Origin of the sequence: Thermolongibacillus altinsuensis, assembly GCF_004341205.1 — a bacterium.
Taxonomy (GTDB): domain Bacteria; phylum Bacillota; class Bacilli; order Bacillales; family Anoxybacillaceae; genus Thermolongibacillus; species Thermolongibacillus altinsuensis.
Genome location: NZ_SLUL01000038.1, coordinates 1 through 1,454, shown reverse-complemented (window position 1 = coordinate 1,454; position 1,454 = coordinate 1). Strand labels below are relative to the sequence as shown.

The following is a 1,454-nucleotide window of genomic DNA, read 5'->3' as shown; positions in this document are numbered from 1 at the left end:
CTTTTCCTTATGATCGCACCAATGGATCTCCACTTGTCTCATGGCGGTGTACCCTCCCATGTCTCACGGAGTCCTTCGCTCCTACATTCCTTCGTTCAGCCTATCCATGAGGTGGAGGTCGGAATATGCTCCTTTACTGGGTCTAAGCCCGTATGGTGTGATAACGCCCGACTTCTCCGTGCTTCTGATGTCTATCTTTGATACGTGTTTTCAGGTTAAGCGACTTCCTGCAATGTCTTTAAGTGTGGAATATCTTGTATCATTTTCTCTTCACTGAACGAAATTTGACGTCGACCAATGACGAATAAGATTCGAATGAGTTTACTACATAAAGCGACAAGAGACTGCTTACCGGTTAATGGGTTATTAGGCCTTGTACGATAGTATTCATGTAACGCTTTAAACGCTTGGTTTTTCGCTGATAGGGGCATCACGACTCGAAATAAGAGAGCTCGCAGTCGTTTTCGTCCTCGTTTACTTATCGTCGTTTTTCCTCTGTGTTGACCGGATTCATTCTTTTTTAGGTTCAGCCCCGCCAGTTTGATGATTTGGCGTGGATGCTGATATTGGTTGATGTCGCCCACTTCAGCGAAAAAGCCGACAACCGTCATTTCTCCGATGCCTTTGATCTCACACATCTCTTTGGCCCCTGGGATTGTTTGAACCATTTCGCTTAACTGCTTTTCAAGTTCATTTAGACGATGAGTTAAATACTCGTATTTCTCGAGTAAATAACGCAACTCTTCTTTGGCCATTTGAGTGCCCGTTTGAAGCCCAATGGAGGCTTTTGCCACCTCTTTTAACTGCTCAATTCGCTTCATTCCGACTGCCCGGTTGGCCACTTTCTTCACTTCCCAAAGAAGCCGTTCGGATGGAATCTTTGCGATTTCTTTTGGAAGACATCCCATTTTTAAAATCTGCAGCGCTGCTTTTCCGGTCCAATCTTTAAACACCGTAAGAAACTCAGGAAAATAGCGATCCAGCCAATTGTGTACTTGGGCTTGAACCGCATATAGATCCTGTGTCACCATGTCATGAAGTTTCATGCCTTCACGTAATTCTGCGTAGATTCCCTCTGGAAGAATCGGGATGGAATATCGTCCATCCTTGACAAGTTGGGCTATGACTTTTGCGTCTTTCACGTCATTTTTCGTAGGAGAGTTGTCATCCAACTCTTTACTTCGTTTCACATGCATCGGGTTCACGGTGACACATCGGATGTCATGTGATTGTAAGAAGTAAGCGAAATTCAGCCAATAGTGTCCGGTTGGCTCCATTCCTACGATGACATCTCTTTTTTCATGTTGGTTCATCAAGGTGTGTACCCAATTTAAAAACGTTTGAAACCCTGTTCTTGAGTTTTCAACTATAACGGCCTTCGATAGATCGAATCCCCGGTAATCTTGAGCTCTTGCCACGTGTTTGTGTTTCGCGATATCAACGCCAATGATTAA

1 protein-coding gene is annotated in these 1,454 nt (G+C 44.3%); it reads right to left on the bottom strand.

Going from position 1 to position 1,454, the window contains the following annotated elements; translation table 11 throughout:
* Nucleotides 1–215 precede the first annotated feature (215 nt).
* On the bottom strand, nt 216–1,454 hold a 1,239-nt coding region (locus tag EDD69_RS15140), incomplete at its 5' end, for an IS110 family RNA-guided transposase (RefSeq protein WP_132949722.1).